Annotated in this window: 10 protein-coding genes and 1 rRNA gene; 1 reads left to right on the top strand and 10 read right to left on the bottom strand. The window is 64.7% G+C overall.

Annotated features, from left to right (window positions below; all coding sequences use genetic code 11):
- Nucleotides 1–9: 9 nt before the first annotated feature.
- From murF to coq7, 7 genes are all read right to left on the bottom strand, one after another.
- Nucleotides 10–1,416, bottom strand: a complete 1,407-nt coding sequence (gene murF, locus WS61_RS13245; protein ID WP_059500898.1) for a UDP-N-acetylmuramoyl-tripeptide--D-alanyl-D-alanine ligase — start codon at nucleotides 1,414–1,416, stop codon at nucleotides 10–12.
- Nucleotides 1,413–2,951, bottom strand: coding sequence for a UDP-N-acetylmuramoyl-L-alanyl-D-glutamate--2,6-diaminopimelate ligase (locus tag WS61_RS13240; protein WP_059500897.1), 1,539 nt, complete (start codon nucleotides 2,949–2,951; stop codon nucleotides 1,413–1,415). Before WS61_RS13240 ends, murF begins: the two co-directional genes overlap by 4 nt.
- Nucleotides 2,948–4,795 (bottom strand): penicillin-binding protein 2, encoded by a 1,848-nt coding sequence (locus WS61_RS13235; RefSeq protein ID WP_059500896.1) that lies wholly within the window; start codon nucleotides 4,793–4,795, stop codon nucleotides 2,948–2,950. Before WS61_RS13235 ends, WS61_RS13240 begins: the two co-directional genes overlap by 4 nt.
- The gene (gene ftsL / locus WS61_RS13230; protein WP_034206321.1) at nucleotides 4,792–5,133 is read right to left on the bottom strand and encodes a cell division protein FtsL; all 342 of its coding nucleotides are present in this window, start codon (nucleotides 5,131–5,133) and stop codon (nucleotides 4,792–4,794) included. Before ftsL ends, WS61_RS13235 begins: the two co-directional genes overlap by 4 nt.
- Nucleotides 5,130–6,071 (bottom strand): 16S rRNA (cytosine(1402)-N(4))-methyltransferase RsmH, encoded by a 942-nt coding sequence (gene rsmH / locus WS61_RS13225; RefSeq protein ID WP_034206320.1) that lies wholly within the window; start codon nucleotides 6,069–6,071, stop codon nucleotides 5,130–5,132. Before rsmH ends, ftsL begins: the two co-directional genes overlap by 4 nt.
- Before the next feature lie 23 nt (nucleotides 6,072–6,094).
- Entirely contained in the window at nucleotides 6,095–6,523 is a 429-nt protein-coding gene (gene mraZ, locus WS61_RS13220) for a division/cell wall cluster transcriptional repressor MraZ (protein WP_006487094.1), read from the bottom strand.
- Between the two features lie 386 nt (nucleotides 6,524–6,909).
- Nucleotides 6,910–7,536 (bottom strand): 2-polyprenyl-3-methyl-6-methoxy-1,4-benzoquinone monooxygenase, encoded by a 627-nt coding sequence (gene coq7 / locus WS61_RS13215; protein ID WP_059500895.1) that lies wholly within the window; start codon nucleotides 7,534–7,536, stop codon nucleotides 6,910–6,912.
- 276 nt (nucleotides 7,537–7,812) lie between these two features.
- Here coq7 and WS61_RS13210 point away from each other — a divergent pair, with 276 nt between their 5' ends.
- Nucleotides 7,813–8,964 (top strand): porin, encoded by a 1,152-nt coding sequence (locus WS61_RS13210; RefSeq protein WP_059500894.1) that lies wholly within the window; start codon nucleotides 7,813–7,815, stop codon nucleotides 8,962–8,964.
- A 229-nt stretch (nucleotides 8,965–9,193) separates the two neighbouring features.
- Here the strand turns inward: WS61_RS13210 and WS61_RS13205 are convergent, their stop codons facing one another.
- The 3 genes from WS61_RS13205 to rrf all read right to left on the bottom strand — a co-directional run bounded on the left by WS61_RS13205 (nucleotide 9,194) and on the right by rrf (nucleotide 13,521).
- Nucleotides 9,194–10,867 carry a long-chain fatty acid--CoA ligase gene (locus tag WS61_RS13205; protein WP_059500893.1) on the bottom strand — a complete coding sequence of 558 codons (1,674 nt, stop codon included), beginning with the start codon at nucleotides 10,865–10,867 and terminating at the stop codon, nucleotides 9,194–9,196.
- 137 nt (nucleotides 10,868–11,004) lie between these two features.
- Nucleotides 11,005–13,080 carry a molybdopterin-dependent oxidoreductase gene (locus tag WS61_RS13200; RefSeq protein ID WP_059500892.1) on the bottom strand — a complete coding sequence of 692 codons (2,076 nt, stop codon included), beginning with the start codon at nucleotides 13,078–13,080 and terminating at the stop codon, nucleotides 11,005–11,007.
- A gap of 328 nt (nucleotides 13,081–13,408) precedes the next feature.
- A 5S ribosomal RNA gene (rrf, locus tag WS61_RS13195) occupies nucleotides 13,409–13,521 on the bottom strand.
- Nucleotides 13,522–13,696 lie beyond the last annotated feature (175 nt).

Genomic DNA, 13,696 nt, shown 5'->3' with positions numbered 1-13,696 from the left:
TCCTTCTACTCAGTGTGCGGCGGGCACGGTGCCCGCCGCGGGTTGGTTCGTCAGCGCGTCGACCACGCGCTCCATCTTCATGTACCGCGAGCCCTTCACGAGCACCGTCGCCTGCGCGCCGTAACCGGCCGCGAGCAGCACCGCCACGAGCGCGTCGACGTCGCCGAAATGGCGCGCCGTGTCGCCGTATGCGGTGCACGCGTCGCGCGATGCGTCGCCGAGCGCGAACAGCGCATCGATTCCGCGTTCGCGCGCATACGCACCGATTTCGCGGTGGAATGCCGGCCCTTCGTCGCCGACTTCGCCCATGTCGCCGATCACCAGCACGCGCGGCGCCGGATGCGCGGCGAGCACATCGATCGCGGCACGCATCGAATCGGGGTTCGCGTTGTACGTATCGTCGACGATGGTTGCGCCCGCAAGGCTGCCGACGCTCGCCTGCCTCACCTGCAGCCGGCCCTTGACCGGCTCGAACGATTCGAGGCCCTGCCGGATCGCCGACAGCTCGACGCCGGCGCCGAGCGCCGCGGCCGTCGCGGCCAGCGCGTTACGCGCGTTGTGCTCGCCGAGCGCACGCAGCCGCACCGTGACCGCGCCGACCGGCGTGTCGATCGCGAGTTCGCCGCTGTGCACGCGCCCGACGACCTGCGCGTCGCTCTGGCGTTCGGCGTCGTGCAACGCGAAATCGAGGATCCGGTTGCCGGTCGCCGCGACGCGCCAGATGCCCGCGTACGCGTCGTCGGCCGGGAACACCGCGACGCCGTCCGGCGGCAGCGCGTGGATCACGGCCGCGTGTTCGAGCGCGACGGCCTCGACCGTCGCCATGAATTCCTGATGCTCGCGCTGCGCGTTGTTGACGAGCGCGACCGTCGGCGCGGTGAGGCGCGCGAGGACTTCGGTTTCGCCCGGATGGTTCATCCCGATCTCGATCACCGCGAGGCGATGCGCGGCCGACAGGCGCAGCAGCGTCAGCGGCAGGCCGACGTCGTTGTTCAGGTTGCCGGCCGTCGCGAGCCGCGCGTCGGCGCCGACCGCCGCCGCGAAGATCGACGCGATCATTTCCTTGACGGTCGTCTTGCCGTTGCTGCCCGTCACCGCGACGAGCGGCAGCGGGAATCGCATCCGCCAGCCGTGCGCGAGCGCGCCGAGCGCGGCGCGCGTTTCGCCGCCTTCGATCAGCGGCATCGCGATGCCCGCCGGCGCATGCGCGACGAGCGCCGCGGCGGCCCCGCGCGCGGCGACGTCGCCGAGGAAGTCGTGCGCGTCGAAACGCTCGCCCTTCAGCGCGACGAACAGGTCGCCCGGGCCGACCGTGCGGCTGTCGGTCGACACGCGGTCGAACGTGACGCCCGCGTCGCCGCGGACGGTGGCGCCGGGAATCAGGCGGGCGGCTTCGCCGAGACTGAGCATCGTCATTCGGCGCCTCCCTTGCCGTGCGTCGCGCGCGCTGCGAGCGCGAGCCGCGCGTGATCCTGATCGGAGAACGCGCGCTTCTTGCCCATGATTTCCTGCGTGGCCTCGTGGCCCTTGCCGGCCAGCACGACGACATCCTCGCGTGCGGCGCCGCGCACCGCCTGCAGGATCGCGCTCGCGCGATCCTCGATACGGCGTGCGCGATCGGGCGCGGTCATGCCCGCGACGACCTGGTCGATGATGCGCTGCGGATCTTCGCTGCGCGGGTTGTCGCTCGTGACGACGACTTCGTCGGCGAGCCGCTCCGCGATCGCGCCCATCAACGGACGCTTCGTCGCATCGCGATCGCCGCCGCAGCCGAACATGCAGACGAGCCGGCCGCCGCGCGCTGCGGCGATCGGGCGCAGCGCGTCGAGCGTCTTTTCGAGTGCGTCGGGCGTATGCGCATAGTCGATCACGACGAGCGGTTCGTCGTTCTGCAGCCGCCCGCCAAGCCGCTGCATCCGGCCGTTGACCGACTCGAGCCGCTCGATCTCGGCGAGGGCCGCCGCGAACGGCACGTCGGCCGCGAGCAGCGAGCCGAGCACGGCGAGCAGGTTGCTGACGTTGAACGTGCCGAGCGTGCCGACCTCGACGTCCGCGTCGCCCCACGACGAACGCAGGCGGAATGCGGTACCCGTCGCGGTCGCGCGCACGTCGAGCGCGACCAGTTCGCGATCGGCGTCGGGCGCCTGCACATCGCCGATCCCGTACGCGATCGTGCGCACGCGGCCGGCCAGCTTCTCGAGCAGGCGGCGGCCGGCTGCGTCGTCGCGATTGATCACCGCCGCGCGCAGGCCGCGCCATGCGAACAGCTTCGCCTTCGCGGCCTCGTACGCGTCGAACGTGCCGTGATAGTCGAGGTGATCCTGCGTGAGGTTCGTAAACACCGCGATGTCGAACGCCGTTCCGTTCACGCGCCCCTGGTGCAGCGCGTGCGACGACACCTCCATCGCCACGGCCTGTGCGCCCGCGTCGCGCAATTGCGCGAGGCTGCGCTGAAGTTGCGGCGCGTCGGGCGTCGTGAAGCCGGTCGGCACGAGCTGGCCGGGCATCCCGCTGCCGAGCGTGCCGATTACCGCGCACGGCTGGTGCAGCGCCGTCAGCGCGGCGGCGATCCATTGCGTGCACGACGTCTTGCCGTTCGTGCCCGTGACACCGACCGCGAGCAGGCTGTCGCTCGGATCGCCGTACCAGCCGCTGGCGATCTCGCCGGCGAGCTGGTCGAGCGCCGGTACCGCGAGCGCGACGGGTACGGTCTGCGCGTCGGTCAGCCCTTCCGGCTGATACAGCACGGCGGCCGCACCGCGTGCGACGGCATCGGCCATGAAAGCGCGGTTGTCTGCCCCGTCGACCGCATACGCGACGAACACGTCGCCAGCGTTGAGGCTGCGCGTGTCGGCATGCAGTTGCGCCGCGGGGGCCACATGCTGACGCAGCCACGCGAGCGCGGCTGCGATCTGCTGATGCGCCGGATGGGAACTGCGGGCGGCGCTCATCGAACAACTCCTGGTGAATTACGCGTCGTGCTGGACACGATCATATGCTTTGCGCCGCTCCCCGCGGCCAGCTTTTGCGGGCCCTTTGCGGGAGCGGATTCCGGCGAATCGTCGGACACGACGAGCTGCTTGATCGGCATGTTCGGCGGGACGTTCAGCGCACGCATCGTGTCGCCGGCGATCGCCGAGAATACGGGGCCGGACACCTGACCGCCGAAGTGGCTGCCGGCGGTCGGCTCGTCGACCGACACCGCGATCACGACGCGCGGATTCGGCATCGGCGCCATCCCGACGAACGACGCACGGTACTTGCGCGTGTAGCCGTGACCTTCGTGCTTGTATGCGGTACCGCTCTTGCCGCCGACGCGGTAGCCCGGCACGGCCGCATCCGGCGACGTGCCGCCCGGCGCGACCACCGTCTCGAGCATCGCACGCACTTCGCGCGCGGTGGTCGGGTTGAACACCTGCGTGCCCGCGACCGGCTGATTGGGGTCGGTCTTGAAAATGGTCACGGGCATCAGCTCGCCGTCGTGTGCGATCGCCGTGTACGCCCGTGCGAGCTGGAACAGCGACACCGACAGGCCGTAGCCGTACGACATCGTCGCCTGCTCGATGCGGCGCCAGCTCTTCCACGGACGCAGACGGCCGGCCACCGCGCCCGGGAACCCGACCTTCGGCGCCTGACCGAGGCCGATGCTCGTATACATATTCCACATTTCCTCGGGCCGCATCGTCATCGCGATCTTCGTCGCGCCGATGTTGCTCGACTTCTGGATCACGCCGCCGACCGTCAGCGTACCGAAACCCGCGTCGTCGGTGATCGGCGCGCCGTCGAGCACGAAATGCCCGTTGCCCGTCTCGACGAGCGTGTTCGGCGTCACGCGGTGCAGGTCGAGCGCGAGCGACACGGTGAACGGCTTCATGATCGAGCCCGGCTCGAACACGTCGGTCATGATCCGGTTGCGCAACTGCTCGCCCGTCATGCGCGAGCGGTCGTTCGGGTTGTACGTCGGGTAGTTGACGAGCGCGAGCACTTCGCCGGTACGCACGTCGACGACCATCGCCGCGCCGGCCTTCGCCTTGAACTTCTCGACGGCGGCCTTCAGGTTCGCGTACGCGATGTACTGGATCTTGCTGTCGATCGACAGGTCGACGTCGGTGCCGTTGTGCGGCGGAATCTGCTCGGCGACGTCCTCGACGATGTGCCCCATCCGGTCCTTGATCACGCGACGCATGCCCGACGTGCCGGACAGCATCTTCTGGTCGCCCAGTTCGACGCCTTCCTGCCCTTCGTCCTCGACGTTCGTGAAGCCGATCAGGTGAGCGGTGATCTCGCCTTCCGGATAGAAGCGCTTGTATTCGTTGCGCTGATAGATGCCGGGAATGTCGAGCGCGGCGACCTTGTCGGCGACGTCGATCGGCACCTGGCGCTTCACGTAGACGAAACCCTTGTCCTCCGACAGCTTCACGCGCAGCTCCTTCGACGTCATGCCGAGGAGCTTGCCGAGCTGGTTGATCTTGTCCGCGTCGAGATCGTCCGGCACCGCGTCCGGAATCGCCCAGATCGCGCGCACCGGCAAGCTCGTCGCGAGCACGAGCCCGTTACGGTCGAGAATCTTGCCGCGCGTCGCCGGCAGTTCGATCGTGCGCTGATAGCGGCTTTCGCCCTGCTTCTGATAGAACGCGTTGCCCGGCCCCTGGATCCAGAACGCGCGAGCGGCCAGCGCGACGAACGCCATGAACAGCAGGAACACGACGAGCTTCGAGCGCCACATCGGCAAATGGACGCCAAGCACTGGGCTCGACGAGAACTTCACGTTCTGGCGCTTCGGAGACGGCTTCATCGCGCGCCCCCCTTGCCCTTGCCGGTCGTGTCGGCCGATGCCGCGATCGGCGCGTCGATCGCCTTCGCGGCGCCGGGCGGCAGCGTCAGGTATTGCGTGCGGCCGGTCGAGATCGGCTGCATTTTCAGCGAATCGTTCGCGAGCTGCTCGATGCGCGACGTCTTCGAGAGCGCGCTCTGCTGATATTGAAGCTGCGCATAGTCCTGCTGGAGCTGACGCTCCTGCGACTGCGCGCGCTGCAGCTGGATGAAGATCTGGCGTTGCTGGTTCGTCGAGTTGACGACCGACAGCGCGCAACCCATCACGATGATCAGCAGGAAGATGTTGAGGCGGCTCATGGCGTGACGCGCTCCGCGATGCGCATCACGGCCGAGCGGGCGCGCGGATTCGCGGCGACTTCCGCTTCGCTCGGAAACTGGCGGCTGATGATCTTGAGCGGCGGGCTCGGGAGATCGACGGCGCGAATCGGCAGACGACGATCGACCGCAGGCGCGCTCGCGTGCGCCTGCATGAATCGCTTGACGATCCGGTCCTCGAGTGAATGAAAGCTGATGACCACCAGCCGCCCCCCTTGCTCCAGCAACGACAATGCCGCGTCTAGTACGACTTGCAGGTCCGCAAGCTCTTGATTGACGTGAATCCGTATAGCCTGAAAGGTGCGGGTTGCCGGATCCTTGCCCTTCTCACGGGTTTTGACGACGTGACCCACGATTTGGGCAAGCTCGCCCGTGGTGTCGAGAGGCCCAAGACGGTCGGACTCTGCCCGGCGAGCAACAAGCGCCTTTGCAATCTGAAAAGCAAACCGTTCTTCCCCATAATCCCGTATCACCTCCGTCAATTCCTGCACCGAAGCCCGCGCGAGCCATTCGGCCGCCGACTCGCCACGCGTCGGATCCATTCGCATGTCCAGCGGACCATCGGCGCGGAAGCTGAAGCCGCGCGCCGGATCGTCCACCTGCGGCGAGGACACGCCCAGGTCCAGCAACACCCCTGACACCTTCTCGACGCCGCGCGCCGCAAGCGCGTCGCGCATCGATGCAAAGCTGTCGTGCACGATCGAGAAGCGCGCATCCTCGATGCCCTGCGCCGTCTCGATCGCCCTCGGATCCTTGTCGAACGCGATCAGCCGCCCGGCCGGCGCCAGCCGTGCGAGCACCGCGCGGCTATGGCCGCCGCGCCCGAACGTGCCGTCGACATACACGCCGTCCGGCCGCGTCACGAGCGACTCGACCGCTTCATCCAACAGCACCGTCCGATGCCGCAATTCATTTCCCATCGCGGGCGTCTCCGTCACCGCAATCAGAACGTGAAATTCTTCAGCGCGTCGGGCATGCCCTGCGCCATCGCTGCCTGCTCCTTCGCGTTGTAGGTCTGCGAATCCCACAGCTCGAAGTGACTACCCATTCCCAACAACATGACTTCCTTTTCCAGTCCGGCTGCCATGCGCAGCTCGGGCGATACAAGAATCCGGCCCGCGCTGTCGAGATCGACGTCCATCGCATTGCCGAGAAAAATTCGCCGCCACCAGTGGGCGTCCATCGGCAGCGCGGCGATCTTGGCGCGGAACACTTCCCATTCGGGGCGCGGAAACAGCAACAGGCAGCCGTCCGGGTGCTTGGTCACAGTCACCCGTCCTTCTGCCTGTCCTTGCAGCGCTTCGCGATAGCGAGCCGGCACCGACATCCGCCCTTTCGCATCGAGCGTCAGCGCCGACGCCCCTTGGAACACTTTCCGCTCTCCCGTTCAGGGCACCGAAGCACCCGCTCAATGCTGAGAATTTAGCCGGAATAGCCTGCCAAATCACACAAAAATACACTTTCTCACACTGTCTCCCACTTTAGAGGAAGGGTGTGGCACGGTCAAGGGAGCGGCCCGCTTTTTTGACGAATTTTGTTAGTTAGAACAAGGACTTACGCGCGCATGCTCATGCGACCCCTCATTCCAAAAACCGTTATAAATGAATGAGCTAGTGCAACTTGTGAAGGTGATACGTGAGAAAGGCTGGCCAGACGGGCGTGCGGACGGGGCTTTCGGGGGCGGGAAAACGAGGAGTGAGCGGACGGTATCGGGGGCGGCGAACCGGGGCGGCGTCCCACGCCACCCCGGCGCAAATCTCAGAGATAGTACGCAGTGCTCGTCATGACTTTCGACGCGGCGCGCATCAGCATCCGCGCAGGCAGCGGGAGTTCGATACCGCCTGCGTCGGTCGCTGCCTTGCCGTGCTTGACCTCGTCGATCCGCATCTGGTCGACGATCGCGCGCGACGCGGTGTCGGTCGCCGGCAGCTCGGACATATGGCCTTCGAGGTGGCTCTCGACCTGCCGCTCCGTCTCGGCCATGAAGCCGAGGCTGACCTTGTCACCGAGCGCGCCGGCCGCCACGCCGATCGCGAGCGCGCCGGCATACCAAAGCGGGTTCAGCAGGCTCGGGCGCGAATCGAGTTCCTTCAGGCGGTGCGCGGTCCACGCGAGGTGATCCTCCTCCTCGCGCGCGGCCTCCTCGAACATCGCCTTCGCCGATGCCGTGCGCGCGGTGAGCTTCTGCGCCTGGTAGAGCGCCTGCGCGCAGACCTCTCCGACGTGATTCACGCGCATCAGCCCGGCCGCGTGCGTGCGTTCGGCGGGCGTCAGTTCGACGTCGGGCGTATCGGCCGGCACAGGCACCGGCCGGCTCATCCGGCTAATGCCGGTCAGCGATCGCAGGCCGCGATCGAATTCGCTGATCAGTTCATCCAACACCATCCTGTTCTCCTGGCTGCAGGTGCCGCTGCGCGCGGCAAAGGCACGAGTCCGCCGCGTAACCGACTTGATTATTCAGCGGAAATTGCGGTTAACCCGTGATTTTAACCATTGTTGCATAAAGGAAACATAGCGGCGTTGAGCTGCAGCATTTCGCTTTGTGGCAAAAAACGGCTTTGCTACATTACGTGCGACTTCTTGCGAAGTTGATGGGGCCCGTCAACAGAACATAACTATCCGCCCCGCCAAAAAAATTCAGTGATTCTTGGAGATCCGTTAATGAAAAAGTCGCTTCTCGCGCTCGTCGCGCTGGGCGCGTTCGCTGGCGCTGCCCATGCGCAAAGCAGCGTGACGCTTTACGGCATCATCGATGAAGGCCTGCTCTTCAACAACAACGCAGGCGGCAAGCACCTGTACAGCATGGCCAGCGGCGTGATGCAAGGCAGCCGCTTCGGCCTGCGCGGCACCGAAGATCTCGGTGGCGGCCTGAAGGCGATCTTCACCCTCGAAAACGGTTTCGACGTGAACAGCGGCAAGCTCGGTCAGGGCGGCCTGATGTTCGGTCGTCAGGCTTACGTCGGCCTGTCGAGCCAGTACGGTACGGTCACGCTGGGTCGTCAGTACGACTCCGTCGTCGACTTCGTCGGCCCGCTCGAGGCAGGCGACCAGTGGGGCGGCTACATCGCCGCTCACCCGGGCGACCTCGACAACTTCAACAACGCGTATCGCGTGAACAACGCGGTCAAGTACACGAGCCAGAGCTACGGCGGCTTCACGTTCGGCGGCCTGTACAGCTTCGGCGGCCAGGCTGGCCAGTTCTCGAAGAACCAGGTCTGGTCGCTCGGCGCAGGCTACAACAACGGCCCGCTGGTCCTTGGCGTCGGTTACTTGAACGCACGCACGCCGAACCAGTTCGGCGGCATGTTCAACAACGGGTCGACGTCGTCGTCGGTCTCGTCGCCGATCTACGGTGCGTACGCGAACAACGCGAACACGTACCAGGTCATCGGTGCAGGCGGCGCATACACGTTCGGCGCAGCGACGATCGGCGCGACGTACTCGAACACGAAGTTCAAGGGCTTCTCGGCAGGCCCGTTCGTGAACCAGACCGCGACGTTCAACAACGGCGAAATCAACTTCAAGTACCAGTTGACGCCGGCGTTGATCCTCGGCGCAGCGTACGACTACACGCAAGGCAGCAAGATCAACGGCAATTCGGCAGCCAAGTACCACCAGGGCTCGCTGGGCGTCGACTACTTCCTGTCGAAGCGCACCGACGTCTACGTGATCGGCGTGTACCAGCACGCATCGGGCAACGTGCTCGATTCCAACGGCAACGTCCTGAAGGCAACGGCAGCGATCAACGGTCTGGCCGGGTCGAGCACCAGCAACCAGGTTGCAGCACGCGTCGGTATCCGTCACAAGTTCTAATCAGCTTGTCTGACAAGCCGCAGCATATTGAAGGCGCCTTCGGGCGCCTTTTTCTTTTCTGACGGGGCGGGACGTTGGCGGGTCGGCGGGTCGCGTACGCCGCCCCGAGCCGTCAGCCCGAAAACAAGGCCTGCCGCCGCCTCCGCACGAAACGAGCGCTCCGCCGCAGCCGCAAACGAAAAACCCGGCAACAGGCCGGGCTTTGCGTTCAACCGTATCGTTGCGTGCGTTACGCGCGTCCGTCGCGCAATTCGCGTCGCAGGATCTTGCCGACGTTCGTCTTCGGCAGCTCCGTGCGGAACTCCACCAGCTTCGGTCGCTTGTACCCGGTGAGCCGCTCCTTGCAGTAAGCAAGGATGTCTTTGTCGGTCAGCGCCGGATCCTTTTTCACGACGAACAGCTTCACGGCTTCGCCGGAATGCTCGTCCGGCACGCCGACTGCCGCCACTTCGAACACACCCGGATGCGAGGCCACCACGTCCTCCACTTCGTTCGGATACACGTTGAAGCCCGACACGAGAATCATGTCCTTCTTGCGATCGACGATCTTCACGTAGCCACGCGCATCCATCACGCCGACGTCGCCCGTCTTGAAGAAGCCATCCGCGAACATGACCTTCGCGGTCTCGTCCGGCCGGTTCCAGTAGCCGGCCATCACCTGCGGCCCGCGGATGCAGATCTCGCCGGGTTCGCCGAGCGCGACGTCATTGCCGGCATCGTCGCGAATCGCAACTTCGGTCGACGGCAGCGGCAAGCCGATCGTCCCGCTGTATTCGGTGGCCGTCACGGGGTTGCAGGTCGCCACCGGCGACGTTTCGGACAGCCCGTATCCTTCGATGATCGCAGTGTGGGTCTTTTCATACCACCGCTTCGCGACACCTTCCTGGATCGCCATGCCGCCGCCGTTGGCGATCACGAGCTTCGACAGGTCGAGCTGATCGAATTCGGGATGGTTCAGCAGTGCGTTGTATAGCGTGTTGACGGCCGGAATCGTCGAGATCTGGTAACCCTTCAGTTCCTTGATCATGCCGGCGATGTCGCGCGGGTTCGGGATCAGGACGCCCATGCCGCCCGTGCGCATCGTCAGGAAACCGCAGACGGTCAGTGCGAACACGTGATACAGCGGCAGCGCGACAACCGTCACGAATTGTTTCACGTCGGGGTACTTGTCGTGGGCCGGCTGATGCCAGGCGCCGGCCTGCAGCACGTTCGACACGATGTTCCGGTGCAGCAGCGTCGCGCCCTTCGCAACGCCGGTCGTGCCGCCCGTGTACTGCAGGAACGCGATGTCGTCGGGGCCGATCTTCTGCGGCTTGAACGCCTGTCGTGCGCCCTCCGAGAGCGCGGCCTTGAAGCGCGTGAACGACGGCAACTGCCACGCAGGCACCATCTTCTTCACGTGACGCACGACGTAATTGACGATCCATCCCTTGATGCCCAGCAAGTCGCCCATCGATGCGACGACCACGTGCTTGACGGCCGTATTGGCGATGACGGCCTGCAACGTCGACGCGAAATTCTCCAGGATGACGATCGCCTCCGCACCGCTGTCCTTCAGCTGATGCTCGAGCTCGCGCGGCGTATAGAGCGGATTGACGTTGACCACGGTATAGCCGGCGCGCAGGACCGCAGCGATCGTCAGCGGGTACTGCAGCACGTTCGGCATCATGATCGCGACGCGCGCCCCGCGAGCCAGGCCGCGGGACTGCAGCCAAGCGCCGAACTGACGCGACAGCCTGTCGAGTTCGCCGTACGTGATGCGCTTGCCCATGCAAACGAACGCGGTACGGTCGCGATACTGCCGGAAGCTTTCGTCGAGCAGGTCCGGGACGGACGGATAAGGAGAGGGGTCGATTTCGGCTGGAACGCCGGGTGGGTACGATTTCAGCCAAATTTTGTCCATACCGCGCGTCTCCTCACAGATTTTCGAATGGTCGTGCTAAAACGCATCGTAACGGCTCCCCCGCCCCGAGACAACAGGGTTAGATGTCCACTTCGAACTTGCGTGTCAATTTCGTCTGATCATACGGCGATATTCGATCAAATTCGCTCAACTTCCACAAGACAATCGTAAAACGTCGCCGAATTGCCCAGATCGGTCAGCGCCTGGCTCGTCACCTCATTCGCGTTCTTGCCGTCGGGTGACAGTTTCTTCCACCAGATCGACAGCCCGACGACGAGCCCGGCACGCGCGCGATCGGTGATTCGCGCGCGCGCCTGCATCGAGCCGCGGTCGTTGAAGATGCGGACGACGTCGCCCTCTGCGATGCCGCGAGCGCTGGCGTCGGACGGATGCATGTCGAGGTGCGGCTCGCCTTCCGTCGAACGCAGGCTGTCGACGTTTACGAACGTGCTATTCAGGAAGTGGCGGGCCGGCGGCGAAATCATCGCCAATGGATAGCGTGCGGCGAGCTCGGGCGCGGCTTCGGTGGATTCGAACGGCGGCAGGTAGTCGGGAACGGGATCCATGCCCATCTGCTCGAGCCGCGGGCTGTAGAACTCGCACTTGCCGGAGGGCGTGCGGAAACCGCCATTCGCGAACGGCGCCTCCGGCAGCTTGAGCTTCAGCCAGCCGGCCCGCTTCAGCGTGTCCCAGTCGCTGTCGAGCGCCGGATCGTCCCAGCGAAGCGCCGCGCGCGCGACCTCTTCGTCGCTTTGATAGAGCGCGGGCTCGTCAAGGCCCATGCTGCGCGCGATCCCGCGAAAGATCTCCGTGTTCGGCCGCGCGTCCCCCACCGGCGGAATCGCCGGCAGGTTCGCCATCACATAGGTATGGCCATACGATTTATGGACATCCAGATGTTCGAGCTGCGTGGTCGCCGGCAATACAATATCGGCGAAATCGGCTGTATCTGTCTTGAAGTGCTCGAGAACGACCGTGAACAAATCATCGCGCGCGAAGCCCGCGGCGACTTTCGACGAGTCCGGCGCAACCGCCACCGGATTCGAGTTGTACACGATCACTGCTTCGACTTTCGGCCCGAACGTCGCGTCTCCCGGATGCAGCAGCGCGTCGCCGATCGCGTTCATGTTGATGATGCGAGGCAGCTTGTGCGGCCAACCCGGCATCAGGTCCGGACGCAGCAGCGCCGCCTGATTGACGGGCGCCGATTCCGACGACGACAGCAGCAGGCCGCCTGCCCGATCGCGCCACGCCCCCGTCAGCGCCGGCAGGCTGGCAATCGCGCGCACGGCATTGCCGCCGCCGCGAACACGCTGCATGCCGTAGTTGAGGCGGATCGCTGCCTTCCGGGTAGCGCCGTAGCGACGCGCAAGATCGATCAGCACCGACGCGTCTATGCCGCAGATCTTCGCCACGCGTTCCGGCGGATAGGACATCGCGCGCGCCTTGAGCGCGTCGAAGCCGAGCGTGTGGTCGGCGATGTAATCGTGATCGAGCAGGTTTTCGGTAATCAGCACATGCATCATGCCGAGCGCAAACGCACCATCGGTACCGGGTTTCAGTGCGATGTGCTGATGGCATTTCTCTGCGGTCAGCGAACGATATGGGTCGATCGCGACAAGACGCGCGCCACGGCGCTTCGCTTCCTGCGCGCGGGTCCAGAAATGCAGGCTCGATGCAATCGGATTCGCTCCCCATATCAGAATCAGCTCGCTTTCCTCGAAGTATTCAAGGTGCATGCCGACACTGCCGCCGTATGTGTATCGCAGCCCCGCTGCGCCGGCTGCCGCGCAGATCGTCCGCTCCAGCCGCGAGGCGCCGAGCGTGTGGAAGAAGCGCTGGGCGATGCCTTCGCCTTGCACGAGCCCCATCGTTCCCGCATAGCTGTACGGCACGATCGCTTCCGGCGCGCGTGTGGCGATTTCACCGAGGCGGCGTCCGATCTCGTCGAACGCCTCACTCCAGCTGATCGGCATGAAGCGCCCTTCTCCCTTCGGGCCGACCCGCTTGAGCGGGACAGTGAGGCGATCGGGGTGATGAACGCGATCCGCGTATCGGCTGACCTTCGTACACAACACACCCTGCGTCGGCGGATGGTCGGGATCGCCCGTGACCTTGATTGCCTTGCCGTTCTCGACGGTCACTCGCATGGCGCACGTGTCCGGACAATCATGCGGGCAAACAGCCCGGGCTACCTGGGTGGCGGCGTTCATCGTTTTGAATGCAGAGATGGGGATTCGCAAATTTTACGTGGCCCCGCCGAATAAAGCGCCCATTTCGCACCGATTTTGGATTACCTGACCGAAGACGGGGCGAGGTGCCCGGCTCCAGGAAGTGGAGCTGGTCGCACAATCGCGCTTGACGATACGTTGCGGAGGGCAAGTTGCGATCTTGATCGAAGATGCGATCAATAATCGATTGAATCGCTGGAGATAGGGGCGATTGAGGGGATTTGATGTTGCGATTGATGCGGTAGTGATTTCCGCCGCACAAATGCAAAAACCCCCGCCTGATCGGGCGGGGGTTTCTGTCTTGAGAGGAGCCTGACGATTACCTACTTTCACACGGGAATCCGCACTATCATCGGCGTGGAGTCGTTTCACGGTCCTGTTCGGGATGGGAAGGGGTGGGACCGACTCGCTATGGTCATCAGGCAAAGGGGGTTGTTGCGTTGCTTCGCAGCGCAACCAATCTTGGAAGAAGCAGTAATCAGGTTGTGTGTATCGCACACGAGAATCAACAAGTTCTGCTAAGACAGACTTGTTATAGGATCAAGCCTTACGGGCAATTAGTATCGGTTAGCTGAACGCATTACTGCGCTTACACACC

Source organism: Burkholderia sp. ABCPW 11 (assembly GCF_001523445.1).
Classification (GTDB): domain Bacteria; phylum Pseudomonadota; class Gammaproteobacteria; order Burkholderiales; family Burkholderiaceae; genus Burkholderia.
This window is presented reverse-complemented; position numbering and strand designations above follow the sequence as displayed.

Excerpts from the sequence above, each read along its gene's own strand:
- WS61_RS13235 (WP_059500896.1), bottom strand. The coding sequence starts at position 4,795 with ATGAAGCCGTCTCCGAAGCGCCAGAACGTGAAGTTCTCGTCGAGCCCA.
- WS61_RS13200 (WP_059500892.1), bottom strand. The coding sequence starts at position 13,080 with ATGAACGCCGCCACCCAGGTAGCCCGGGCTGTTTGCCCGCATGATTGT.
- murF (WP_059500898.1), bottom strand. The coding sequence starts at position 1,416 with ATGACGATGCTCAGTCTCGGCGAAGCCGCCCGCCTGATTCCCGGCGCC.
- coq7 (WP_059500895.1), bottom strand. The coding sequence starts at position 7,536 with ATGGTGTTGGATGAACTGATCAGCGAATTCGATCGCGGCCTGCGATCG.
- WS61_RS13210 (WP_059500894.1), top strand. The coding sequence starts at position 7,813 with ATGAAAAAGTCGCTTCTCGCGCTCGTCGCGCTGGGCGCGTTCGCTGGC.
- WS61_RS13240 (WP_059500897.1), bottom strand. The coding sequence starts at position 2,951 with ATGAGCGCCGCCCGCAGTTCCCATCCGGCGCATCAGCAGATCGCAGCC.
- ftsL (WP_034206321.1), bottom strand. The coding sequence starts at position 5,133 with ATGAGCCGCCTCAACATCTTCCTGCTGATCATCGTGATGGGTTGCGCG.
- rsmH (WP_034206320.1), bottom strand. The coding sequence starts at position 6,071 with ATGGGAAATGAATTGCGGCATCGGACGGTGCTGTTGGATGAAGCGGTC.
- WS61_RS13205 (WP_059500893.1), bottom strand. The coding sequence starts at position 10,867 with ATGGACAAAATTTGGCTGAAATCGTACCCACCCGGCGTTCCAGCCGAA.